Origin of the sequence: Cytobacillus sp. FSL W8-0315 (assembly GCF_038002905.1) — a bacterium.
In the GTDB taxonomy this organism is placed as follows: domain Bacteria; phylum Bacillota; class Bacilli; order Bacillales; family Cytobacillaceae; genus Cytobacillus; species Cytobacillus pseudoceanisediminis.
Genome location: NZ_JBBOOC010000001.1, coordinates 3956214 through 3979164, shown reverse-complemented (window position 1 = coordinate 3979164; position 22951 = coordinate 3956214). Strand labels below are relative to the sequence as shown.

At 38.1% G+C, this 22951-nt stretch carries 25 protein-coding genes and 1 pseudogene; 17 read left to right on the top strand and 9 right to left on the bottom strand.

Annotated features, from left to right (window positions below):
- The 4 genes from MKY20_RS20445 (at position 1) to MKY20_RS20430 (ending at position 2411) form a co-directional block, all read left to right on the top strand.
- On the top strand, positions 1-270 hold the full coding sequence (locus MKY20_RS20445; RefSeq protein WP_341002781.1) for a hemolysin XhlA family protein: 270 nt from the start codon (positions 1-3) through the stop codon (positions 268-270).
- Between the two features lie 2 nt (positions 271-272).
- Positions 273-539: a phage holin gene (locus MKY20_RS20440; protein WP_341002779.1), complete on the top strand. Its 267-nt coding sequence runs from the start codon at positions 273-275 to the stop codon at positions 537-539.
- Positions 540-662: 123 nt separating this feature from the next.
- Complete coding sequence (locus MKY20_RS20435) at positions 663-1352, top strand: N-acetylmuramoyl-L-alanine amidase family protein (protein ID WP_341002777.1); 690 nt, start codon at positions 663-665, stop codon at positions 1350-1352.
- A 330-nt stretch (positions 1353-1682) separates the two neighbouring features.
- Positions 1683-2411, top strand: a complete 729-nt coding sequence (locus tag MKY20_RS20430) for a hypothetical protein (protein ID WP_341002776.1) — start codon at positions 1683-1685, stop codon at positions 2409-2411.
- A 583-nt stretch (positions 2412-2994) separates the two neighbouring features.
- On the opposite strand, the gene MKY20_RS20425 is transcribed toward MKY20_RS20430, so the two are convergent.
- The 6 genes from MKY20_RS20425 to MKY20_RS20400 form a co-directional block, all read right to left on the bottom strand.
- A complete protein-coding gene (locus MKY20_RS20425) occupies positions 2995-3876 on the bottom strand; it encodes an IS3 family transposase (RefSeq protein ID WP_009336806.1) in 882 nt (293 codons plus the stop codon).
- Positions 3877-3884: 8 nt separating this feature from the next.
- A complete protein-coding gene (locus tag MKY20_RS20420; protein ID WP_009330603.1) occupies positions 3885-4181 on the bottom strand; it encodes a helix-turn-helix domain-containing protein in 297 nt (98 codons plus the stop codon).
- 92 nt (positions 4182-4273) lie between these two features.
- Positions 4274-4507, bottom strand: a complete 234-nt coding sequence (locus MKY20_RS20415; protein ID WP_341002774.1) for a hypothetical protein — start codon at positions 4505-4507, stop codon at positions 4274-4276.
- A gap of 317 nt (positions 4508-4824) precedes the next feature.
- Positions 4825-5088: a hypothetical protein gene (locus tag MKY20_RS20410; protein ID WP_341002773.1), complete on the bottom strand. Its 264-nt coding sequence runs from the start codon at positions 5086-5088 to the stop codon at positions 4825-4827.
- A gap of 82 nt (positions 5089-5170) precedes the next feature.
- On the bottom strand, positions 5171-6226 hold the full coding sequence (locus MKY20_RS20405) for a Ger(x)C family spore germination protein (RefSeq protein WP_341002771.1): 1056 nt from the start codon (positions 6224-6226) through the stop codon (positions 5171-5173).
- A gap of 313 nt (positions 6227-6539) precedes the next feature.
- The gene (locus MKY20_RS20400; protein WP_341002769.1) at positions 6540-7136 is read right to left on the bottom strand and encodes a DUF421 domain-containing protein; all 597 of its coding nucleotides are present in this window, start codon (positions 7134-7136) and stop codon (positions 6540-6542) included.
- Between the two features lie 192 nt (positions 7137-7328).
- Here MKY20_RS20400 and MKY20_RS20395 point away from each other — a divergent pair, with 192 nt between their 5' ends.
- Entirely contained in the window at positions 7329-7916 is a 588-nt protein-coding gene (locus MKY20_RS20395; protein ID WP_341002767.1) for a CBO0543 family protein, read from the top strand.
- 346 nt (positions 7917-8262) lie between these two features.
- Positions 8263-8945: pseudogene (locus MKY20_RS20390) on the top strand (DUF421 domain-containing protein).
- A gap of 474 nt (positions 8946-9419) precedes the next feature.
- Here the strand turns inward: MKY20_RS20390 and mreBH are convergent.
- Positions 9420-10427, bottom strand: coding sequence for a rod-share determining protein MreBH (mreBH, locus tag MKY20_RS20385; RefSeq protein ID WP_009330587.1), 1008 nt, complete (start codon positions 10425-10427; stop codon positions 9420-9422).
- A gap of 276 nt (positions 10428-10703) precedes the next feature.
- Here mreBH and miaA point away from each other — a divergent pair, with 276 nt between their 5' ends.
- The 8 genes from miaA to MKY20_RS20345 all read left to right on the top strand — a co-directional run bounded on the left by miaA (position 10704) and on the right by MKY20_RS20345 (position 17648).
- Positions 10704-11666: a tRNA (adenosine(37)-N6)-dimethylallyltransferase MiaA gene (miaA, locus tag MKY20_RS20380; RefSeq protein WP_217025387.1), complete on the top strand. Its 963-nt coding sequence runs from the start codon at positions 10704-10706 to the stop codon at positions 11664-11666.
- A 27-nt stretch (positions 11667-11693) separates the two neighbouring features.
- Entirely contained in the window at positions 11694-11927 is a 234-nt protein-coding gene (gene hfq / locus MKY20_RS20375) for an RNA chaperone Hfq (protein ID WP_009330585.1), read from the top strand.
- A gap of 414 nt (positions 11928-12341) precedes the next feature.
- Entirely contained in the window at positions 12342-13292 is a 951-nt protein-coding gene (gene spoVK, locus MKY20_RS20370) for a stage V sporulation protein K (RefSeq protein ID WP_251175374.1), read from the top strand.
- A 78-nt stretch (positions 13293-13370) separates the two neighbouring features.
- Entirely contained in the window at positions 13371-13604 is a 234-nt protein-coding gene (locus tag MKY20_RS20365; RefSeq protein ID WP_009330583.1) for a glutaredoxin family protein, read from the top strand.
- Positions 13605-13921: 317 nt separating this feature from the next.
- Positions 13922-14872 (top strand): hydroxyacid dehydrogenase, encoded by a 951-nt coding sequence (locus MKY20_RS20360; protein WP_251175375.1) that lies wholly within the window; start codon positions 13922-13924, stop codon positions 14870-14872.
- A 111-nt stretch (positions 14873-14983) separates the two neighbouring features.
- Entirely contained in the window at positions 14984-15328 is a 345-nt protein-coding gene (locus tag MKY20_RS20355; RefSeq protein ID WP_251175376.1) for a UxaA family hydrolase, read from the top strand.
- Positions 15329-15330: 2 nt separating this feature from the next.
- Entirely contained in the window at positions 15331-16488 is a 1158-nt protein-coding gene (locus MKY20_RS20350) for a UxaA family hydrolase (protein ID WP_009330580.1), read from the top strand.
- A 74-nt stretch (positions 16489-16562) separates the two neighbouring features.
- The gene (locus tag MKY20_RS20345) at positions 16563-17648 is read left to right on the top strand and encodes an Ldh family oxidoreductase (RefSeq protein WP_341002762.1); all 1086 of its coding nucleotides are present in this window, start codon (positions 16563-16565) and stop codon (positions 17646-17648) included.
- A gap of 68 nt (positions 17649-17716) precedes the next feature.
- On the opposite strand, the gene MKY20_RS20340 is transcribed toward MKY20_RS20345, so the two are convergent.
- Both MKY20_RS20340 and MKY20_RS20335 read right to left on the bottom strand, forming a co-directional pair.
- Positions 17717-18412: a FadR/GntR family transcriptional regulator gene (locus tag MKY20_RS20340; RefSeq protein ID WP_009330577.1), complete on the bottom strand. Its 696-nt coding sequence runs from the start codon at positions 18410-18412 to the stop codon at positions 17717-17719.
- Between the two features lie 157 nt (positions 18413-18569).
- Positions 18570-19634 (bottom strand): YeiH family protein, encoded by a 1065-nt coding sequence (locus tag MKY20_RS20335; RefSeq protein ID WP_009330576.1) that lies wholly within the window; start codon positions 19632-19634, stop codon positions 18570-18572.
- A 413-nt stretch (positions 19635-20047) separates the two neighbouring features.
- On the opposite strand from MKY20_RS20335, the gene MKY20_RS20330 reads away from it, so the two are divergent.
- The 3 genes from MKY20_RS20330 to MKY20_RS20320 are packed head-to-tail and all read left to right on the top strand — an operon-like array spanning position 20048 to position 22935.
- Complete coding sequence (locus MKY20_RS20330) at positions 20048-21043, top strand: TRAP transporter substrate-binding protein (RefSeq protein WP_019381823.1); 996 nt, start codon at positions 20048-20050, stop codon at positions 21041-21043.
- Positions 21044-21062: 19 nt separating this feature from the next.
- Positions 21063-21635 carry a TRAP transporter small permease gene (locus MKY20_RS20325; protein WP_009330574.1) on the top strand — a complete coding sequence of 191 codons (573 nt, stop codon included), beginning with the start codon at positions 21063-21065 and terminating at the stop codon, positions 21633-21635.
- Positions 21636-21654: 19 nt separating this feature from the next.
- On the top strand, positions 21655-22935 hold the full coding sequence (locus MKY20_RS20320) for a TRAP transporter large permease (RefSeq protein ID WP_071156580.1): 1281 nt from the start codon (positions 21655-21657) through the stop codon (positions 22933-22935).
- The last annotated feature ends 16 nt before the right edge of the window (positions 22936-22951 follow it).

Below are 22951 nucleotides of genomic sequence, written 5' to 3'. Positions count from 1 at the left end.
GTGACGCAAGAGACCATACCAGTTAATCAAGAACTTGCTGAATTGAAGGGTGATATAAAAGATATTGAGCTCCGTGTTAACAAATTGGAAAGAATAACAGATCGGCATGATCAGCAGATTACTTCTATAAATGAAAAGCTCAATAAAATTGACGAAAATACAACATGGATTAAAAGAACAATTACAGCTGCCCTTATTACAGCAATCAGTACTGGAATCATTGGGGGAGCGATTGCTATTTTTTATAATGTTTTAAGAGGGGGACAATGAATATGATCAACTGGAAGATTCGCTTTAAAAATTCTGTATTTCTAGCACAATTATTTCTGGCTTTTTTTGCACCAATACTAGGTTACTATGGCTTAACTGCACAGGACCTCACTACTTGGGGTTCTGTTTTTAATTTGCTGATCTCAGCTTTATCTAATCCATATGTTTTATTGCTGATAGTGGTAAGTGTGTGGAATGCCTTAAATGATCCCACAACAAGAGGAATAGAGGATAGTCAACAAGCAAAACGTTATCAATGGCCAAAATAAGCTACCCTCCGAGGGTGGCTTTTCTTGTTTTTTGAAAGGGGGGATTCTCATGTGAAAGGAAGGACAGCAGTACAAGCAATTAATAGATTTTGTCAATAAAAATATTAGTAGAGGTGATTAAATATGGTCAAACTTTTTATTGATCCAGGTCACGGCGGCACGGATCCAGGTGCAGTAGGAAATGGTCTTCAGGAAAAGAATTTAACACTTCAAATCGCAACACGTATTAAAGACATTTTGACCCTGGAATATGATAATGTTTCAATCCGCATGAGCCGAACTGGTGACCAAACGGTATCTTTATCTGAGCGCACAAATGCTGCTAATGCATGGGGGGCTGATTTCTTTTTGTCAGTCCATATTAACGCTGGTGGGGGAACAGGATATGAAGATTATGTTTATCCAGGAGTTGGGGTACCAACTACAACTTTTCAAAACAATATCCATTCAGAGGTATTGAAGCTAGTTGATTTTAATGATCGTGGCAAAAAGCAGGCAAACTTCCATGTGCTCCGTGAAACACGGATGCCGGCATTGCTAACTGAAAATGGTTTTATTGATAATGCCAATGATGCAGCAAAGCTAAAATCAAGCAGCTTTATTGAGAATTTGGCACGTGGCCATGTTAACGGTATTGTGAAAAGCTTCAATCTTCCACGGAAAAGTTCAGCTGTTTATCATACTGTTGTGTCTGGTGATACTGTTTATTCACTGAGCAGAACTTACGGAAGCACTGTACAGCAAATTAAGGATTGGAACAACCTTGATGAAAATTATACGATTTATGTAGGGCAAATGCTTCGTGTAAAATAAATTGAATTAGCCCTTCTCATACAAGAGGGGCTTAAGTAATTCTATTAAGCTAATACGACGTAAAAATGAAAAATGAGCGCTAATTCTTATTCAAGAATAGCGCCCTTTTCCGTTGATTTCAGTAGAATTGGTTCAAAATACATACCTGTCACCTAATTATATTGTAAAACAAAATTCACTTAATCTAATTACGAGCTAACAGGATATAGCATAGAATGAGCAAAATGTTAAAAACGTTTACATATAAATATTTTACTATATTTTACTTTTTTTGAAAAATATAGTATTATTAAAATTGTCAGAATAATACCAAGAAAGGTAGTGAAGTAAATGAAAAAGTTTGTATCCTTATTTATGACCCTTTTGCTTGTTCTCAGTTCCTTTGGGACAATGGCCTCTGCTGCAAATCAATCGTTCAAAGAGAAGGAAAAAATGGTAGAAGAAAGCTTTAATTATTCAATTAAGTCTGCTAAAGGTGATGAAAAGGAAAAGCTTAAAACTGACTTAGCAAAATTCAAAAAACTATCAAAAGAAGATAAAAAGAAGTTTATTAGTTACATGTTTGATCCAGAGGTAACAAGCACCATTGCAGAATCAATATCTGAAGTTGAACCAGGTGAAACAAAGGCACTAAAAAATGGTGACATTGTGTTATCGGCTACATATGAAGAATCTGACGTTGAGGCACCAGCCCTAGAAGAAGGGAACATTCAACCCTTAGCCACTACCTATTATAAAAAAGCTTGGTACAAAAGGGGGGTAAGCTTTTTAGGACTTACAGTCCTTGAAGTATACGCTCAAGTAAATTATACTCATAATGGAAGTAAGGTTCTATCTACATATGGATGTGATGCCTATACTTCCCGCAATCTAAACCCGACTGTAGATTATGAGTGGGGAAGGTGTATCAGAAATCATAGTAGCTCCCAAGCTTGGGCAACTGCCTCGGTAAAATGGAGTGCAATTTATAGTGGATTAGGAATTGTTTATGCAAACCATGAGGTTAGAGTGTGGGGTAACTACAAAAACCAATCGGGAGGAAGTGTAACTAAACTATGAGTAGTGAAGGGGCAAACAGAATGTTTAAATCTAAGAGACTAAGAAATATTATAGTTGGAATCTTAATCGCCCTACTAATAGCAGTTATACTAGGAGCATTAACAGTTAACTCTTTATAGATATAAATAAAGGTGTTCCATGGCCAGCAGCTAATTACTGCTGGTTTTTTAATTAAGCTTATAAGTCACGCTCTTTAATTCATTTTGATCTAATAATGGAAGTGTCATATCAAGGAACAACAACTAGAAGTGTCCAAGCAATTAGTACAAGTACGAAACTTCCTAGATTAAGTAAAACCACTATGTTTAATTTTCCTTTTTGCATTTTTTTCTTCATACTTGTTCAGCAATTCTGCTTTGTTTATTTAAAAATCATCATCTTAATTTAAGCATAAATGACAAACCAAGATGTTCCACTGGCCCGTTTGCTGAACAAGAATTTCTACATCTCATACAGGATCTTTGATTAAACTTTTCAAAGCCACAAAAGGACTACTTCTTAACTAATAGTTCAAAAATGATTTATAAAGCCCTTCTCAATTTGTAGTGACCCCCGTCAAGTAGACAGTAATAAAAATGCACAATTATGCAGCCTGAGTCCTGTATTGATATGGGCTCAGGTAATTCAATTTCTTTTGAAAACGTTGATGATTATAGAACCTCATGTATTGATTTAATGCGTCTTTAACCTCTTGAGCTGTTTTGAATGAATATAGATAAAAACATTCAGTCTTAAAATGACTAAAGAAGTTTTCCATGCAAGCATTGTCCCAACAGTTACCTTTTCTAGACATGCTCGCTTTCATTTGATATTTTTTAATTAGGTTGTTATATTGGCGGGATGTATATTGGAAACCCTGGTCGCTATGCAGGAGGATTCCTTTTACATTCCGTTTTTTCTTTGCCTTTTTGAGGGTATCGATAACCAGTTTCAGGTCATTTCTCCGACTAACATGATAAGCAACAATTTCATTATTGTATAAGTCTAAAATGGCGGACAAATACAGCTTTTGGCCATTAAAAATTAAATAAGTAACATCCGTTACCCATTTTTTATTAGGTTTAGAAGCGACAAAGTTTCGATTAAGATAGTTGTCTGAAACAACGTATGCTTCTTTCTTCCCGTAATATGGTTTCTTCATTCGGATGACTGCCCTGATCCCCAATTCCCCCATAAGACGCTGGACACGCTTGTGATTTATATGTGTTTCGTAGTTTTTTTCTAACCATATCTGTACTCGCCGATACCCATATATCCCTTTAAGTTTTTCATGGCACTCCATGATTTTTTCTTTGATTTCTTCATCCTCTAACTGCTTTTCAGTGGGTGACTCTTGTCGTTTTAACCACTTGTAATAGCCACTTTTAGATACTTCTGCGATCTTACATAACAATACAATAGAATAGTCCCCCTGGGACATTTCTTTGATTACCTGGTATTTCTTTTGTGTGGATACTTCTTTCATTCCCCCTTTCACATCTTTAAGAGCTTTTTTAGCATTTCGTTCTCAGCTTCAAGACGTTTAATTTTGACTTCCTGATCTTCAGGTCGAGTTCTTGGTCTACCTTTACCAGGTCCTTTCCTCTTACCTCTTTTATCCTCTAGCCCTTTAATCCCCTCCGCATTAAAATAGTTAACCCATCTCCTTACTTGATTTTTATCGATACTCAATTCTTTAGCTATTATGTTATAACCCATCCCATCTTTGAGATGAAGATCAACAACTTTTTTCTTAAAGTTCATATCATATGTTTTACGTATTTTTCCCATAAAAAAATCCCCTCCATAGTAGACAGATTAGTATGCTTTCTTTTTTCTGTCTACTATCAGGGGATCATAACAATCGAGAGGGGCTTTATAAATCATAAATGATCCAAAGGAGCATCTTTATTCTCAATAAACCACCCGGCACCTATTTTGGTGATTTTACATCCGGGATACTGATTTTCTAATCTTTTTCTTTCTTTCTTTTCTTTGATCTCCTTCTCAACCTCTGCGCGTTTAATGTTTTCCATGGTTTCATCCATGGTACTGCCTGCCTTTACAAAACCTAATCTTGGCACATAAACAGCTGAAAATTTGTCACCAACCTTCATTTCCACACTCCCTTTCACCTAAATATTACGCAAATAGGCTCAAAGTCCTTGTGTCTAATTTGTGAAAAATAAATAGCCTTCTTTTATCCCACAATGTTTGATATATTTATCTTCTGAGGTGACTACATGGAATACGATTACGACAATATTGATCTGGGTAAAATCTACATTTATAAAGAATTTCCTGATAAACAAGCTGGACGTTGCGACAAATGCGGTAATTCTCATTTTAAGTCAAAAGTTGGAAATGGTGAATTCCTTAGAGAGTACAGTAATTGTGGATTGAAGAAGTCAATTTAATTATTGACTTTTTTTTATTAAAAAGGAAGGTCATCTTTCACAACCGGCCTAATCTGCTTTACATCCTCAGTAATATCATTCTCTTCATTCCAGGTAACCTTCTCAATTATCATAACCCTACAGCCAGATTCCCTCCATTGTTGTTGGATCCATTCGTATGCTACAACAGCAACCGCAAAGTTTGGATCATCCTTAAAATCTCTGTCTTGAACGAAAAACTCTCCGCGGCTTGAACCTCTATTGCCTTCAATATTTAGCATTGTTTCAATTACTATTCTCATTTTATAACTTTCCTTTTTAATTTCACTGTACACGAACGTTTGTTCTTTGTCTACGAGTTTAGAGAGGACCTTATGCCTGCTCTTATTCAATAACTCCCGTTTCTTCTATTACTACATTGCATTTAACATCAAAGCTTAAAGTTTTATATTCATCTTTCCATTTTTTGAAGTCAAAGTTCCGATTCAGAGTTTTTTTCTTTTGACCCAAGCCAACAGGATCTATTCCGAGATCCTGAAATTGTTTTAATAATCTTGTGCACTCCTTTTCAATTTTTTTCTCCAGATTCTTTTCAATATCTCCCACAACAGGGGCTAAAGCATCGCCTGTATACTCACGAATAATGCCTTCAATTTTAATGGATATGGAAGCCTGATTATCAGTTATCCTGATTTTATGCCTTGAATTTATACTCTTCACAGCAGCTTTTTCTTCCTTTTGAAACTTAACATCGAAGTTACCTTCACTATATTTATCTACCAGCAATTTAAAAAAGAACATATCCTTTACAGGGAGTATGTCTACTTCTTTATCATTTTGGAAAAGGCTAATTCCATCTATTTCCACTTTATCGTTCCCGATTTTCTTTAGGCGGGGCAGGAAGGGATCCTTGCCTTTTTGAAAGTAATCACGGACAAAAATGTGTAAGTTGGTTTTGGGGATATCCCGATTGTCAATATTATGCTGTATAAGATTATGGATATAGGTTGAATTTCCTCTGGTTCCATACTCGCCTTTTACCAAGTCTTCTGCAGTTCCCTCCGCGGTTGCAACAAGTACGCGTGACCCAATACTTGGATCTCTCTGAAATGAATCTATAATATCGTAAATCCCTTTTCTGGAAATTTCAGTACCGAGTATAGCCAGCTCTAATCCGCCAGTGGCTATTGGTTCTGATGATTGTTTAGTACCATCTAGACGAATGTCCTGAATTAGGTTTCCATTTCCAGAAAATGTACTGTTAATTACGCTTTGATCAGGCTGGAATTCATGGAATAAGAGGGTTCCTCTATATTTTTCTTTCTCACCTTCTGCGAAGTCATAGCCGACTCCTACCTCAATATTGATATCATCAATTATTTCTTTGTTCAAACAGCCTGAAAGCAGCAAAGACAGGCATATTATGATAAGCTTTTTCATTATTTTCACCCTCTTCTTGCTTGGAATCTTGAAAGCAGCGAATAGTATTGGAATATAGATAAAGGTAAAGCTAACCCGTATTTTTCCATATTCCCACTTTTTGACGGAAGATAAAATCCTTTTAAAATGCCAAGAAGTAATTCTAATGGAATACAGACAAATTCCATGCCAACGGCAACAATGACTTCCTCGTCACCTGTACGGATTATTTTATCGCCTAATTTGATGCCATCAGTAAAAAAATTCCAATATCGGGTAGGTGCCATAAATAAAAAATGGTCACAAATAATTCATGACCACTTTTTTGTTGGTTTTATTGTAGGTGATTAGGTACATTAGGTGAATTTTTCGTTACTGTTTCAATAAAAATGTTATCTTGATGTAGTGGCTGACTGCTTCGATTCACGGGCTGACCATTTTGGATTAGCTGAATAAGGTTTTGAATATCTTCCTTGGTGGCAGGCTGTTTTTGTTGTTTTAATAAATACCCCAATTGTCCGCTGGATTCAAGAGTTGCAAATTCTACGTCACTGATAGCTGTAATTCCCGACTGACGAAGCCGAGCCTCTAACTTATCTACAGGCAGGCGTAACTTTTTCAAGTTCTTTTCGTTTAAAGTTCCGTTTTCAATGACAGGAACTGCTTTTCCAGAAATTATGGTCTCGCCGCCATCAAACTTTAATTGGATGTATTCGGTGACAATAAGGCTTAAGATTAGTAAAAGTGCAATACCAAAGGTCGCCCAAAGCCCCCTTCCGGTAACAGGCTGAATAAGAAGTGTCCCGATTCCAATCATTATAACCGTTTGAGGTATAGTCATTTGGGAGATCGATCTCCTCCCACTAATTCTTAAGAGGATATTACCAATCAAAAAAATAAGAAGGGTTTGCCATATAAGATTTATATCCATATTTATTCACCTCGATGAGTAGCCTAGTTGAAACTATTATTTGCAGAGTGAAATTCTTATATTCAGCTTTAGGAAAAGGTTCCATGAGAAAGAAGTGGTCCATGAATTTCTTTTTGATTCAAAACAAAACCGTTAAACGTATAAAACACCATGGATAAATTAAAACTAACAATAAAAAACTGGAGGATAACTGTGGAAAAAAATCAACTGGATATGATTAAAAAAATCATGGAAGCAGAAATTGAACAAAACACCAGATTGATGAACTATTGGCAAGAGTTTTCTAACTTCTCAAATTGGCAAGTTTGGGTTGTCCTTGCAATGCTTGTTATCCCTCTTATCTTATTGGTTCTCTTCATTGATCGAAAGAAAGCATTTCATATTGGATTTTATGGGTACAGTGTGCATGTGTTCTTCGCCTATACAGATATAATTGGTACAGAAAGGGGAATTTGGAATTATCCATATAAACTTCTCCCGCTACTTCCTTCTAATTTCACTCTGGATGCTTCATTAATACCTGTAATTTATATGCTTTGTTACCAATACATACTTATCAAAGGGAAGAATTATTATATTTGGATGTTCTTACTCAGTTTAGCTTTATCGTTTGTTCTTAAGCCGCTTATGGTTGGTATTGGCTTGTTTCATTTTCGGGAGAAAGAGAACTTTTTATTGCTTTTCGCGGGATATGTGTTTGTCGCCATTATTTCTAAATGGTTAACCGACTTTTTTATTTTTTTGAGTAGAACAACAAAATGGAGTTTATACGAAAAATGAATATAGATAGAAGTTCTTTAATTCAACTAATAGCTGTTTATGTTTAAGGTCAGCTGCTAATCAGGCAGCTTTTCTTATTCCATAAAAGAGGCAGGGTAGTTTGATTAATCTAAGTATGTTTGGCAATATTTTTTTATTTATTGGAAGATGAGGTTATTTCATCTAATTCCCCTAATGAATATTCGTTTTACTTACTTAACTCCTGTTACAACGCCGTGTGATGCAGTCATTTTATATTTTCAAAATAAGTGGTGATAATATTTCAATGAGTTCTCATTTTGAAACAGTAAAAAATAGTTGAGAATATACTTTTAAGTCCTAAAAGATGAATGGGGTTCACAAATAAATGAAATTATTGTACTTAACAATTGAATTAATAGTTGGCTTTTTTTTTCTATTTTTATAATGGTAAAGTTTTTAGGCAAAAAAATCATTAATCAAATATCTCCGTTTACTTTTATCGCAGCTATTGTATTGGGAGAACTATTAGGAAATGCCTTATACGATCATAATATAGGAGTATTTTATATTGTTTTTTCGATGACCATTTGGGGAGCATTACTCTTTTCAGTTGAATATCTTGGTCAAAAATCCCTTACATTCAGAGGAGTTGTTGAAGGAAAACCCTCTGCACTAATTAAAAATGGAATTGTAGACCGAGAAGCATTAAGAAAAAATAGGATGAATATTAACCAGTTACAAAGTTTATTGCGACAGAGTGAAACCTTTTCACTTCGTGAGGTTGCCTTTTGTTATTTAGAGGCAAATGGTTCAATTAGCATTTTAAAGAAATCAAAGTATCAAAAAACTACTCAGGAAGATTTTAATATGACTTCAAAAATGGTTTCAGTTCCAGTGACTATAATAAGAGACGGTGAAGTTTTATGGGATGAAATTATTGATTTGGGCTTTAATGAATCTTGGTTAAAGTCAGAATTAAATACTCAAAATATTACTGACTACAAAGAAGTTTTTATAGCCGAATGGCTTGAAGGCGACGGTCTCTTTGTACAGCCTTTTAAGAATTAAACTTTCAAAAAGTAACATCTACTTTAAATCCATAATTGTTTGCTACTTTGACAGGGTAGAGGTCGCTGGTTCGATCCTAGCATGAAGCAATATGGTATGGGAAAGTCTGATTTAACTTACCCACTTTTTGCCCATCTTTGCCCATATTTTCACTTCTTCATATTTCGAATAGAATGTAAAAATATCAATATATCAAAGTTTGATTTTTTTTATTTTCTTCTATTATATAGACTGATTACTCCACTTATGAGATGGAGAAAATGTTTAAGAGGGTAATGTAGAAAAGAACGACGCTGAACCAGAGTGGTTCGGCGTTTTTTTATTCATAGACGACGATAATTTTATTATGTAAACTAAGTGGTGTTTGGCCCATAATTTTTTCTTTTTTCGCTCATAAAACTTTATTTCGCTCAAAATGTCAATATACAAAACAAAAAAGCATCCATTTCGCGGAATGGATGCTTTTCTTATAGCTTATCTCACTGCCGTATGCAGCTTATCAATAAATTGCAGGGCTTTTCCTGTTCCAACCGCTACAGATTCAAGCGGGCTAGGTGCAAGGTGTACAGGGACTACAATTTCCTGTGAAAGCCATTCCTGCATGCCGTTTAAAAGGGCACCTCCGCCGGAAAGAATCACACCTCGGTCTACGATGTCTCCGCTGAGTTCAGCCGGGCTGTCCTCTAATGTTGCGCGGATTGCTTCAAGAATGTGAAGCAATGATTCTTTGATTGCATCACGGATTTCATAGGAAGTTAGAGTAATCGTCTTAGGCAGGCCGGTAACAAGGTCGCGGCCGCGCACTTCCATTGTCAGTTCTTCATGGTCAACCAGCGCGTAGCCGATTTCCATTTTAATATGTTCGGCTGTTCTCTCTCCGATCAGAACGTTGTATTCTTTACGTACATATTGAATAATATCATCGTCAAGTCTGTCGCCGCCAATCCGGATGGAATTGCAGGCTACCACTCCGCCGAAAGAGATGATGGCTACTTCTGTTGAGCCGCCGCCAATGTCAACAACCACGTTCGCGACAGGCTCATCGACAGGCATTCCTGAACCAATTGCTGCTGCCACAGGCTCTTCGATCAGATGTACTTTCTTCGCCCCCGCATTGCGGACAGCATCATGGATGGCTCTTCTTTCAACACTTGTCGAACCAGATGGCGTACAAACAACGACATTCGGCTTTCTGATTGCAAATCCTACTTTTTTCGATGCTTTTCGCATAACCTGGCGAAGCATTTCAGTAGTGGTGTCATAATCGGCAATAACCCCGTCTTTGAGCGGACGGATGGCAACGATGCGGCCTGGTGTTTTCCCGATCATTTCCTTTGCTTCTTTACCAACAGCTAACACTTTTTTCGTTTCTGTATCAATTGCTACTACAGAAGGTTCATTAAGGATGATGCCTTTTGTTTTGCTGTATACAAGTATATTAGCAGTTCCTAAGTCAATTCCAATTTCAGATGTATTTAACATGAATTCTTCACCCAATTTCAAATTTATATTGTAACAATATAACCTTCTAATAAATTAACATGATTTTGGGGGTTACCCTTTGTTTGTTATGGAATCGTTAATAAAATGTAATTTTATAAGAAAATTTTAGGAAACTTGTCGAATAGGAAAGGTGAAACTTGTTCATAATGCATAAATGTTCTGTTTTTATAAAAAGAATGGTAAGATGATACCTGAAAAATTTTCCTGCTATATGGTAGGGATAATAATTAGAATGTCAGTAAAGGCAGTGAACAGATGAGTGAAAAAGAAAAGCTTGCAGTGCTGATTGGCCCTACAGCTGTTGGAAAAACAAAATTAAGCATTCTTCTGGCGAAAAGATTTAATGCTGAGATCATCAGCGGAGATTCTATGCAAATATATAAAAGCATGGATATCGGCACGGCAAAAATTAAAGAAGAAGAAATGGAAGGAATTCCGCATCATCTAATTGACATCAAAAATCCTGAAGATCCCTTTTCGGCAGCTGAATTTCAGGAACTGGTCCGCAGCAAAATCACAGAGATCACTTCAAGAGGCAAACTTCCAATGATCGTTGGAGGCACTGGATTGTATATTCAATCCGTTATTTATGATTACCAATTTTCTGATGCCCCTTCAGATGAAGAATTCAGAAAAACTTTGGAGGAACGCGCAGAAAGTGAAGGGAACGATGCCCTTTTCAAGGAGCTTTTGGCCATAGACCCTGAAAGTGCGGAAAAAATTCACCCCAATAACATTCGAAGAGTGGTCAGGGCATTGGAAATTTACCATTGCACAGGGAAAACGATGTCTCAGTATCAGGAGAATCAGGATCCAGCACTTCTTTATGATACGGCGCTGATTGGGTTGACCATGGACCGGGATACCTTATATGAACGCATCAATCTCCGGGTTGAGATCATGATGAAGGAAGGCTTGCTTGAAGAGGTGAGAGCCCTGTATGATCTGGGATTAAAGGATTGCCAGTCCATACAGGCCATCGGATATAAAGAACTGTATGAATACTTTAATGGACGTGTATCACTGGAGGATGCCGTAGGAAATCTGAAGCAAAATTCAAGAAGATATGCAAAAAGGCAGCTAACATGGTTTCGAAACAAGATGAATGTGGAATGGTTTGATATGTCCGATACAGCCGACCCTCATGAGTTTGAAAAAAAATTCGCTGAAATTTCTGCTCATATTGAAGGAAAGCTGAAAATAAAATCGAATACATAATGATAGAGATAAAAGAGGAGGATTATAATGAAATCAGCAATCAATATTCAGGATCAGGTTCTTAATCAGCTACGCAAGGATAATATTAATTGTACTGTATTTTTGTTAAATGGATTCCAAATTAGAGGCCAAATCAAAGGCTTTGATAATTTCACGGTATTATTCGAGTCAGAAGGCAAGCAGCAGCTCGTTTATAAGCATGCCATTTCTACCTTCGTTCCACAGCGCAATGTTCAGCTGGATATGGAAAACCAGCAATAATATAAAAGTTGCACATTCAGAAGAAAAGCCCGCTTTGATTGAAGCGGGCTATTTTCTTATGAAAAGACAGCATAAATATTTTTAATGAAATGGAGGTTGGCTGAATACATATAGATATGAGAATTTATTGTAGATATGAGGGAGCCTGACTGCTGGCCTTGTTTCCCATGAACAGGCAGTATGCTCCCAGGTATCAGCAGCATCTAAAGCGGAGGAAAGCCCGAAGAGGTGAAAATTTCACCTTATTTCTCGGGAAACCGCATGAACCGACACTCCTGCATCAGTGATTGCTGAAACGCACGGGAACTTGTCGGATTTTAGCCTAATAACCGTAATCTCGCGGATGCATATAGGCTTTTGTCACAACGATTACTTCTATGCGTATACTGTGCTAAGAATGTGAGGTGATAGCTTTTGGACCAGCCGATTCGCCTGAAGAATAACGGACAGATCAGCATCGTGCTCAATTCACAAAAGAGAAAAACATACACAAAAGAGCTTCCCGAATCCCAAGCGGCTCCAAAAGCCATTCCGCCTGAGCATACAGCTCTGAAAGAAATTGAAAAAGAACTTGGCGCTCTTGTGGGAATGGAAGAGATGAAGAAAATGATCAAGGAGATCTATGCGTGGATTTATGTGAATAAAAAGCGGGAGGAAGCCGGTCTCAAAGCTGGAAAGCAGGCATTGCATATGATGTTCAAAGGCAATCCCGGCACCGGTAAAACAACGGTTGCCCGATTAATAGGCAAGCTTTTTCAAAAAATGAATGTACTGTCAAAAGGCCATTTGATTGAAGCTGAGCGGGCTGATCTTGTCGGTGAATATATTGGTCATACTGCCCAGAAGACAAGGGATCTGGTGAAAAAAGCGATAGGCGGGATCCTGTTCATCGATGAAGCATACTCTTTAGGAAGAGGCGGAGAAAAAGACTTTGGCAAGGAAGCCATTGACACTCTCGTAAAGCATATGGAAGACCGCCAGCATGAATTTATTCTGATACTGGCGGGCTACTCAAGAGAAATGAATCACTTCTTGACGCTGAATCCTGGTCTTCATTCCCGGTTCCCCCTGGTTGTTGACTTCCCTGACTACTCGATTGAGCAGCTGATGGAAATCGGCGAGCGGATGCTGAAGGAACGGGAATATACATTAAGCCACGAATCTGAAAAGAAGCTGAGAGAGCACTTACACTTTGTGAAAAATAATCTCAGTCCAAACAGTTTTTCGAATGGGCGCTATATCCGGAATATCATTGAAAAATCAATCCGGGCACAGGCCATGCGCCTATTAATGCAAAACAGCTATGACAAACATGATCTGATGACCATCAGAAGCAATGATTTGTTGTTTGAAGAAGCCGATTAAGGGGATATTGATATTGTAATAAAAAAGACAGTGTCAAAGAACATTGGCATTGTCTTTTTACTGAAGGAGGAATATAAAATGAATAATATTACGGTTTATACGACCAATACATGTCCTTACTGTACGATGGTGAAGAATTTTCTGGATGAGAAAGGGCTGGAGTATAAAGAGGTTAATGTGCAGAATGACCAGCGAGAGGCACAAAAACTGGTTGCAACCACCGGACAAATGGGAGTGCCGCAGATCAATGTGAATGGCAATTGGGTCATTGGCTTTGATCCAAATACGATTATGGCGAATGTGAAGCAATAATATAAAGGGGGTCTGCTCGTGGATTGAGCAGGTCTTTTTTTTTTGAATTGTGAACTCTGCAAATAAAATTGCATACTAGCAAAAAAAGCAGCTGTATTCGCAAACTAATAGGAAATTTTGCAAAGAAAGTGCATGAACTTGCAAACAAACAGCTTAAACCGGCAAATAAACATCTTTAAAAAAACATCAGGATAATCTGATGTTTTTGATTTTAAAGAAAGAATTTTCTAAAAACATTGACCGAACTTCCCGGGGGTGTTTTAATAATTATAGTGGTTGGGTCACCTAACCATTTATTCTGGAAGGAGCTTGAGAAAATGAAAATCCTAATTACTGAATTAATCTGGAAAGAAGGAATTGAAGAGTTAATAAACAATGGCTTCCAAGTGGATTATGACGAGAATCTATGGAGTAACCGTGAAGAATTATTAAGAAAAATTAACAATTACGATGGTTTAATTGTAAGAAATCAAACAATTGCAGATCAGGAATTAATGGCAGCTGGTCCTCAATTAAAGGTTATAGGCAGGCTTGGAGTTGGACTTGATAATATAGACACAGCATCAGCAAAGAAAATGGGAATCCCAGTGGTTTATGCTAAAAATGCCAATGCTACTTCGGTGGCCGAGTATGTGATGATGGCCATGTTAAGTGTTTCCCGGCCTCTTCATCTTGCTGATTATGATGTCAGGAACGGCAATTGGGATAGAAAAACATACACCGGCATGGAACTTGCGGGTAAAACGCTGGGCCTTATAGGATTAGGGGAAATCTCTCATCGCGTTGCTAAAAGAGCAATATCGTTTGGAATGAAAGTGGCTGGTTATGATCCCTTTATTGCGGATTATGATCACATTGTTTCTGAAACAGGGGTTCAAATAATAGAATCATTAGCAGATCTGCTTGCTGAATCTGATTTTATTTCCTTGCATGTTCCGCTTACACCTTCAACCAAGTATTTAATCTCCGAGTCAGAACTTCAATCAATGAAGGTTTCTTCCTATATTATTAATACCTCCCGAGGCGGTATTATAAATGAACGTGATCTTGCAGCTGCTTTAACCAATGGTGCGATTGCAGGAGCGTTTCTGGATGTGCTTGAGACAGAACCAATCCTTCCGTCGAACAAACTATTGACATGCTCGAATGCTGTTATTACTCCGCACATTGCTGGTTTAACTGAAGAATCACAAATTAGAACTTCCTTATTGGTGGCAAAAGAAGTAGCAAAGGTTATGAAAAATCAGCCGTCATTATGTGTAATTTAAAAAAGTTTCCGAAAATTTAAATAAATAATTGACTTTAACATTTGGGAGTGGTTTAATTAACCTATAAATAGTGGTTGGGTCACCCAACCAAATACAAAAGGAGGCAATTGAATGAGTAATAACAGTCAAACTACAACTCTGGCAGACACGCATTCTCCTGAGTCTAAAGAGGTTAGCACACATAAGTTTTTAATTCATCATAAGGGAGATCATGTAGGGGTAGCGACTAGTCCAATAAAAGAAGGAGAACAGGTTATCGGAATCTTTATGGATGATAATTCTGAGGTGTCTGTAAAGTCTCGTGGGGATATTCCTTTAGGGCATAAAATTTCATTAGTAGACTTAAAGAGTAATCAGCCAGTCTTAAAATACGGAATTCAAATTGGCTTAACTACAACAGAATGGGCTGTAGGAGATTATGTCCATACTCATAATATTAAAACGGCGAGGTGGTAGAAATGAATAATACACTAATGGGTTACCGCAGAGAAAATGGAAAAGTTGGAATACGCAATCATGTCATCATTTTGCCTGTTGATGATATCTCAAATGCTGCCTGTGAGGCTGTTGCAAGACAAGTTCAAGGAACGATGGCACTTCCACACGCATATGGAAGACTCCAGTATGGACCGGACCTTGATCTTCATTTCAGAACAATGATAGGAACCGGCTCAAATCCAAATGTGGCAGCGGTTATTGTCATCGGCATTGAAGAAAACTGGTCCAAGAAGATCGCGGAAGGTATTGCAGAAACTGGCAAACCTGTATCCTATTTTTCTATCGAGGGAAATGGCGACTTTGAAACCATCCGTCAAGCATCATGGAAAGCAAAAGAGTATGTTCAATGGGCATCTGAACTGCAGAGAGAACCGATTGAACTAAAAGATTTAACGATCAGCATTAAGTGCGGGGAATCGGATACGACTACAGGACTGGGATCATGCCCAACAGTATCTCAGGCAGTTGACCGCCTGGTTGATGCCGGTGCGACGGTATTCTTTGGGGAAACATCTGAATTGACTGGTGGGGAGCATCTAATCGCACAAAGAATGGCAACTCCTGAACTTCATGAAAAGTTTATGGCTATTTATGAAGATTATGTTGGTGAAATCGAATCCAAAGGAGTAGATTTGCTAGGTTCACAGCCAACACAGGGAAATATTGCAGGAGGCCTATCAACTATAGAAGAAAAGGCTCTTGGTAATATCGCCAAAACAGGTACAAAGGAAGTAATTGGGGTCCTTGATCCGGCGGAAAATCCAGATAATGGCAATGGATTGTATTTTATGGATACTTCTTCTGCAGCCGCAGAATGCATTACGTTAATGGCAGCTGGCGGAGCAGTACTCCATCTTTTCCCAACAGGGCAGGGGAACATTATCGGAAATCCAATTGAGCCTGTTGTGAAAATTACCGCAAATCCCATAACTGCAGGAACAATGAGCGAGCATATTGATGTAGATGTACAGGGATTATTGTCCCGTCAGATTTCCCTGGAAGAAGCAGGCGACAAATTAATGGAAGTTATTTGCCGCACGGTAAATGGCCGCTTGACCAGTGCTGAAGCTTTGGGACATCGTGAATTTGTCATGACAAAACTATACCGAAGCGCCTGATTCAATTTCTCCCTGCACATTTTTGAGCAGGGAGAATCCTTTTTTAAAGAGAGTACAAAAAAAGGAGTTTAGACATGAACACATATAATGAGTCGGATCTAAAGGAATTCTGTGAAAAAGTTCTTGAAAAAATGGGAATGCCCAAAGATTATTATGAAGTTGTCGCGGATTCACTGGTAAAAGCAAACCTAGAAGGCACGGATAGCCACGGGATCAGTAGACTTCCCATTTATGCCAAACGATTTATGGATAAAAGAATAAATGTAAATCCGGATATAAAAGTAACAAAAAAAGCCCCATCCGTGCTCCAGATTGATGGCGATAATGGCCTGGGCCATGTAGTCAGCTGGAAGGCAATTAGAGAAGGCATGGAAGCTGCAAAAGAAAATGGCACAGCAGCAATCGCAATTCGTAATAGCAATCATTTTGGGACTGCTGCGTATTTTTGCCAAATGGCATGCGAGCAGAATCTCGCATGTATAGGCTTTACTAATTCCCCGCCAGGGATTGCACCCTGGGGAGGGAAGGAAGCTTTCTTTGGCACCAACCCAATCGCCTTTGGCTTTCCAACTGGCAACGATCAGCCTGTAATTATTGATTTATCAACCAGTATAGTGGCCAGAGGGAAAATCATATTGGCCGCAAAGCAGGGGAATGAAATACCGGGTGACTGGGCAATTGATGAAGATGGGAATTCCACCAAGGATCCGGCGGCTGCCTTAAGAGGGTCTGTATTACCGCTTGGAGGAGCAAAAGGGGCTGCACTCGCGCTTGCTGTTGAGATATTAACTGGTGTACTTTCAGGAGCAGCATTTGGCCCCCATGTGAAAAATCTTTATGATGACAATGAAACAGAGAATGCGAATGTTGGACACTTCTTTTTGTTATTAGATATTAAAAAATTTATGGATTTAACACTGTTCTTTACCTCTATACAAAATCTGCTGCAGGAAATGAAAGAAGTTCCTAAGAAACCAGATGTAAGTGAAATACGCTATCCGGGAGAAAGAAGAAAAAGAGAAAGTGCCAGCAGGCTATTAACAGGTATTGAATTATCAGGCAATGTTGAACAGGAATTAAAAGATTTGGGGGAGAAGTTCAATATCCCGTTTCCTGAGGCAAGGTCACTTGATCATTCCAGTAAAAGCCTTTCTCTTTAATAAAAGCTGTATGGTGATTATTGACCCATCCAATTGGATGAGGCATATAAACACCATAACAGCTTTTTTTAGCTGGATAATGTATTTTGAGAAATCGAACATTCTACACTTTCAATATGGTCAATCATACGTTCCTGAGCCAACTCAATGTTGTTCTGTTTTATTGCCTCAAGAATCCTTTCGTGCTCCTGGACAGATTTTAAAGCACGGCCCGGAATGTTAATTGATTTTGTACGTGACTCTGACAGAAGATCGATTAAAAAGTGCATAATCCTTACTAGAACCACATTATTTGAATGATCAGCAAGCGTCATATGAAATTTATGGTCCAACTCAGCCAGACGGTCAAAATCCTGGTCACCGCTTACAATTTCGTTTGCTTCCTTTAGGATTTGATCTAATTGCTGAATAAGATCCGGGCTTGAATTCTCTATGGACCATTTTACTGTCCATTCCTCAAGAATTTTTCTGACGGAGAAGAAATCCTTAAATTGATCAGAGGATACAAAAAAAGCTTCAGTCATTTTTTGTATCTGCTGCTCAGGAGAAGCGACGAAGACCCCTGTTCCATGTTTGGCGGTTAAATAACCATATGCTTCGAGTATTTTATAGGCTTCCCTTACTGTATTTCTGCTGACAGAAAGCTCCATCCCCATTTCTCTTTCGCCGGGGATTTTTTCACCTGCTCTGTATTCGCCATTGTGGATCTTTTTCTTTATACTATCGGCTACCTGCTCCGAAATTCCTTTTCTATTAATGTCCAAATATACCCCTCCAAGCAAATTTACTGATGGGCTTTTTATATAGGAAAAATGGTTCAATGGCCCAACCTATTTTATTAAATCATTAACGGGTCAAGTAATCAACACCGCTATCTTAATTTTCTCAAAAAGGTAAATAGAGCTGCCTTCATAGGCAGCTTTAAATGAAATAAACGATTAAAAATCCCAAGGCTGCTAAGGCGGCAGCTCCGAAAGTTCCAGTAAAAATCACCTTGCTGTTTAACTTTTTAAATTCAGTATAATTAACTCCTAAACCTAAGCCTGCCATGGCCATGGATAATAAGAAGATACTTAGTGCGATCAGCATTTGGGTCATTCTATCAGATAATATGCCAGCCGTATTAACCAGGCACATAATCAGAAAGCCGAAGATGAACCAGGGGACCGGCAAATCTCTGAATCTTGTTTTTTGTTTCTTTAAGCTGTTCTTATTAAATATCACTCCAAGTATAATCGCTGCAGGAATTAATAATGCTACACGTCCCAGTTTTACCAGAATGGCAGTATCACTGCTCACATCTCCTCCTGGAGCAGAAGCTGCAATGACATGCGCAAGCTCATGCAAGGTTGCCCCTGTTAAAACTCCATAATCATAAGGGCTCAGGCCCAGTACGGGGAACAAAAAAGTATAAATGATTGTCACAATAGTACCCACAATGGCAATAAAAGCTACGGAGATTGCAGTAAACTCATTTTTAGCCCGGATCAGGGGGGCAACAGCAACTATGGCAGCAGCCCCGCATATTGCTGTTCCAACGGCAATCAGTGCTGATAAATGGCGGTCGATCGAGAGAAGTTTTCCGATATACATCATAAGGACAAGAGTGAAAGCGATTACAAGGATATCGACAATAATAAGAGAGAAACCAGCGGCAAAGATTTGTTCAACATTCAGTCTTAATCCCATCAGAATAATACCCGCACGAAGAAGAGTCTTGCTGCTGAATGTGATCCCTGCAGATGCATCGGCTGGTACATCCATTATTCCTTTCCAGCTCATGCCAAGCAGTATGGAAACAATCATAATTCCCATTACTGAAAAAACAGGCAATTTCGCTATGGAACCAGCTAATACAGCAAGTATTAAAGTTAGCAGGACTCCTTTTAGCCAGCCCTTTTGCAGCTTTAGGGTTTTAATTTTTTTTCTTGTGTGAAGGGGAACTGTTTTTGCTTTATGCAGTTTTGTTGCTCCAGCATTGCTCAATCTTCTGCCTCCTTTTCCGCAAAATTGGTCCAATGGTCAGGAGACCCAACCAATATAATCTCATTTAAGCATTTTTAAAAAGAGTTATCAAGAAAAATATAAAAATTAAACAAAAAAATTTAGAAAGTATTGATTTTTTAGAAAATTATAAATAGAATATGGATAGTGGTTGGGTGACTGTACCATAACTTAAGTATTCTCCTTTAAGAAAAGTCAGTCCATAAAGATTTTAATAGATCAGCAGGCTAGTGAATAAAAAGGAGGAATTTTAAGTGAAAATCAATTTAGTCTAATCAATTAACAATATTAACAACTTATTTGTGTAGACCTGGCGGCGGTAAATCTGAGGATATTAGCAGTTTTTCAATCATGTATTTGTAAGGGCTTACAATATAGTGCGGGAGGCGAATTATATGAGAGTATACCTGTCTATCTTATCAATCCTATTGTTAATATTTGTGAGCGGCTGCTCCAGCAATGTTAATGGCAAAGAGCGGGATGCAGAATATGTTTTGAGACTGGGCCATCTTCAAACGGAAACTCACCCTTACCACAAAGGGGCATTGAAGTTTAAAGAACTGGTGGAAGAAAAATCTAACGGGCGGATAAGAATCGATATATTTCCAAGCAGCCAATTAGGAAATGGAAGAGACCAAATAGAAGGAGCGCAAATTGGCTCCATCCATTTTCATATTGGCTCAGTAGCACCAGTAACCAATTTCGCCCCTAAATTTAATTTGCTTAACCTTCCATATTTATTTGAAAGCCGGGAGCATGCTTTTCGGGTCCTGGATGGGGAGATCGGCAAAGAGATAGCTTCTGATTTAGAGAACAGGGGCCTTATCAACCTCGGCTATATGGAGAACGGCTGGAGGCATATGACGAATAATAAGAAACCCATTAAGACAAGTGCCGATGCAGCGAAATTAAAATTGAGGGTCCAGGAGTCACCTCCATACATCTCATTCATTAAAGCTCTTGGCTCAACTCCTGTTCCTGTTCCATTCGGTGAACTATATACTGCTTTGGAACAGAAAGTGGTCGACGGCCAGGAAAATCCCCTTGCGCAAATCTATTTAAATAAATTTCAAGAGGTGCAGAGCTATTTGACATTAACTGCCCATAACTATGATGCTGCTGTTTTTCTTATGAGTAAAACAACATTCGACACATTGCCTGAAGAACTGCAAAAGGCAGTATCTGAAGCCTCTGCAGAAGCAGTTGATTATGAACGCAAAGTAGCAATGGAGGATGAGAAAAAACTGTTGGAGGACCTTAAAAAGACGGAGATAGAAATTGAAGAAAATCCAGATTTGGATTCATTTAGAGAAGCAGTAAAGCCGGTTTATGAGGAATATGAAGAAACGATAGGAAAGGAACTGTTTGATAAGATAGAAAGCTTAAAATAAATGACGGGGGTGTAGAAAAATGAGTGAATTTTTCAGGAAATTGAGTGACAAAGCGGATAAGATATCGAAAAAAATTGTTATCTTATTTTTTGTCATTGCCTTTATCTCCACAGTGTATCAAGTATTTTCAAGATACGTCCTGCAAAGTGCGTTTGCAAAAAGTATACTCCCTTTTGCAGATTTCAGTATTTTCAACTTAACCTGGATTGAAGAACTTATCAGGTACATGTTTGTATGGATCGTGTTCTTAGGAATCGGAATCGTATATAAAAGCAAAGGGCATGCACAAGTAGAAATTCTCCATCATTATTTATCTGAAAAATGGAAAAGTAAAGTAATGCTGCTGGTTGAATGTATTAACAGTGCACTTTTTCTGTTTCTCATTATTTATGGATCAAGAATATTGAAGTTCTCCATTCAGCAGATTTCTCCTTCGCTTGGGCTGAATATGACTTTTATTTACGGAGCAGTCCTAGTCAGTTCAATTGTCTGTTTTGTTCACTCATCGGTCAATATTTTGGAGCTCCGCACTGCAAAAAGAGATGAAAGAGTGGTCGTTCAAGCAGAATCCCAAAATACAAATATGGGTTAGTTGAAAGGGAGGGAAATTGATGACGGTAGCAATAATAGTATTGGTTGTATTGTTTTTATTAATGATTCTGGGTGTGCCAATTGCAATATCTTTAATTATAGCTTCCATTTCCGGATTTATATCAAGCATATATTATATTCCTCTTGAAGTGGTTCCACAGCGTTTGATTACATCAGTTGATTCCTTTCCGCTGCTGGCAATTCCATTCTTCATGCTTACAGGGGAATTTATGATGTCAGGAAGCATGGGGAAAAGAATAGCAGCATTTGCTTTTGCTGCTGTGGGCTGGGTAAGGGCAGGTCTTGCACAGGTTTCAACCTTAACAAGTATGTTTTTTGCAGGGATATCCGGTTCAGGTGCTGCAGATACAGCTGCTGTAGGTAAAATGATGATACCGATGATGGAGTCAAAGGGATATGATAAAGGGTTTGCAGCTGCCACTGTTGCAAGTGCAGGAACAATAGCTGTGGTTATACCTCCATCCATTCCCATGATTGTATACGGTGTAACCGCAGGAGTATCCATAGGAGACCTGTTCACAGCAGGCATCATACCCGGGATATTAATAGGCTTGTCTTTAATGATGTTAAATTACTGGTTAACCAGGAAAAACAATTATTCTGAAGAAAAAAGGACATTCGAATTCACAACATTCCGGAAAACTTTATATGAAGGGATATTGGCTTTGCTCTTGCCGTTAATCATTATTTTCGGCATCAGGGGAGGGATCTTTACTCCTACTGAAGCCGGTGCAGTAGCAGCTGCATATGCTTTTATCATTAATAAGTTTGTTTATAAAGATATGGATTGGAAGGATATACCCGAAGCGTTTATAAACGCAGGAAAAATGTCTGCGATGGTTGTCTTTATTATAGCCGGGGCAAATTTATTCGGATGGTTATTAACGGCTGAACAAATTCCGCAGCAGCTTGCACAGCTTGTCATGAACGCAACAGAAAATAAATATTTGATACTATTTATCTTCAATATTATTTTCTTTATTGCAGGGTGCTTCCTGAACGCATCAGCAGCGATTACAATCCTAACGCCATTGCTTCTCCCGATTGCTCTCGGAGCAGGCATTGACCCGGTTTTCTTTGGATTAATCATGGTTGTTAACTTATCAATCGGTTTAATTACACCTCCAGTTGGATTGGATTTGTTTATAGTGAAGGGAATAGCTGAAGTTTCCTATGATAAATTAATAAAGGCTGTAATTCCTTTTATTGCTGTAATGGTTTTTGATTTATTTATTATTACTTATTTCCCTGCTATATCAATGTTTTTAACAACCCTATAAATATTTAAAAGCATCG

Bases quoted from the DNA above. Each gene is read 5' to 3' on its own strand.
- MKY20_RS20320 (WP_071156580.1), top strand. From the start codon at position 21,655: ATGACGGTAGCAATAATAGTATTGGTTGTATTGTTTTTATTAATGATT.
- hfq (WP_009330585.1), top strand. From the start codon at position 11,694: ATGAAATCAGCAATCAATATTCAGGATCAGGTTCTTAATCAGCTACGC.
- MKY20_RS20345 (WP_341002762.1), top strand. From the start codon at position 16,563: ATGAACACATATAATGAGTCGGATCTAAAGGAATTCTGTGAAAAAGTT.
- MKY20_RS20330 (WP_019381823.1), top strand. From the start codon at position 20,048: ATGAGAGTATACCTGTCTATCTTATCAATCCTATTGTTAATATTTGTG.
- mreBH (WP_009330587.1), bottom strand. From the start codon at position 10,427: ATGTTAAATACATCTGAAATTGGAATTGACTTAGGAACTGCTAATATA.
- miaA (WP_217025387.1), top strand. From the start codon at position 10,704: ATGAGTGAAAAAGAAAAGCTTGCAGTGCTGATTGGCCCTACAGCTGTT.
- MKY20_RS20420 (WP_009330603.1), bottom strand. From the start codon at position 4,181: ATGGGAAAAATACGTAAAACATATGATATGAACTTTAAGAAAAAAGTT.
- MKY20_RS20415 (WP_341002774.1), bottom strand. From the start codon at position 4,507: ATGAAGGTTGGTGACAAATTTTCAGCTGTTTATGTGCCAAGATTAGGT.
- MKY20_RS20350 (WP_009330580.1), top strand. From the start codon at position 15,331: ATGAATAATACACTAATGGGTTACCGCAGAGAAAATGGAAAAGTTGGA.
- MKY20_RS20410 (WP_341002773.1), bottom strand. From the start codon at position 5,088: ATGAGAATAGTAATTGAAACAATGCTAAATATTGAAGGCAATAGAGGT.
- MKY20_RS20355 (WP_251175376.1), top strand. From the start codon at position 14,984: ATGAGTAATAACAGTCAAACTACAACTCTGGCAGACACGCATTCTCCT.
- MKY20_RS20325 (WP_009330574.1), top strand. From the start codon at position 21,063: ATGAGTGAATTTTTCAGGAAATTGAGTGACAAAGCGGATAAGATATCG.
- MKY20_RS20400 (WP_341002769.1), bottom strand. From the start codon at position 7,136: ATGGATATAAATCTTATATGGCAAACCCTTCTTATTTTTTTGATTGGT.
- MKY20_RS20405 (WP_341002771.1), bottom strand. From the start codon at position 6,226: ATGAAAAAGCTTATCATAATATGCCTGTCTTTGCTGCTTTCAGGCTGT.
- MKY20_RS20435 (WP_341002777.1), top strand. From the start codon at position 663: ATGGTCAAACTTTTTATTGATCCAGGTCACGGCGGCACGGATCCAGGT.
- MKY20_RS20360 (WP_251175375.1), top strand. From the start codon at position 13,922: ATGAAAATCCTAATTACTGAATTAATCTGGAAAGAAGGAATTGAAGAG.
- MKY20_RS20365 (WP_009330583.1), top strand. From the start codon at position 13,371: ATGAATAATATTACGGTTTATACGACCAATACATGTCCTTACTGTACG.
- MKY20_RS20430 (WP_341002776.1), top strand. From the start codon at position 1,683: ATGAAAAAGTTTGTATCCTTATTTATGACCCTTTTGCTTGTTCTCAGT.
- MKY20_RS20440 (WP_341002779.1), top strand. From the start codon at position 273: ATGATCAACTGGAAGATTCGCTTTAAAAATTCTGTATTTCTAGCACAA.
- MKY20_RS20425 (WP_009336806.1), bottom strand. From the start codon at position 3,876: ATGAAAGAAGTATCCACACAAAAGAAATACCAGGTAATCAAAGAAATG.